The sequence below is a fragment of the Cellulomonas sp. P4_A2 genome, from assembly GCF_056402515.1.
The window spans coordinates 1-381 of sequence record NZ_JBFUHG010000191.1 but is presented as its reverse complement, the minus strand read 5'-3'; the positions used below and the strand labels follow the sequence as shown (position 1 = coordinate 381).

Here is a 381-nt window from a genome sequence, read left to right as displayed (position 1 = left end):
GGGCGGGGCCGTCGGGATCCGCGGACTGGCGTACAGCGACTCTGCCGTCGGCCAGCCTCATGGCCTCGACGCAGTTGCCACCGTTGCCGCCGCTCCACGGCTTGTACCAGCCTTCGGAGCCGAGTTCGGCGGCCGGCATGCCGTTGTATATGGGGTCGATCATCACAGCTCCTTGCGGAAGTCCCGGAGGATTTCCTTCGTGCGTTGTGCAGTTGCGGCCTGAGCCGCCATGCGGTCCATGACTTCGAGGTAGGAGGCCACCTCGGGGCGCGCGTCGAAGTAGACGGCACCGGTCAGGTACTCGCTGTACACCATGTCGGGCAGTTCGGGGACGGCGAAACGGAAGAGGACGAACGGGCCATAGGTGCCGGGGTGGTGGCC

The 381-nt window shown here is 66.7% G+C and carries 2 protein-coding genes; both read right to left on the bottom strand.

Annotated features, from left to right (window positions below; translation table 11 throughout):
- Positions 1-139: DUF397 domain-containing protein (locus tag AC1DUE_RS20685; RefSeq protein ID WP_477041273.1), on the bottom strand; the 139-nt coding region annotated here is incomplete at its 3' end.
- A 23-nt stretch (positions 140-162) separates the two neighbouring features.
- The coding region (locus AC1DUE_RS20680; protein ID WP_477041272.1) for a Scr1 family TA system antitoxin-like transcriptional regulator at positions 163-381 on the bottom strand (219 nt) is incomplete at its 5' end.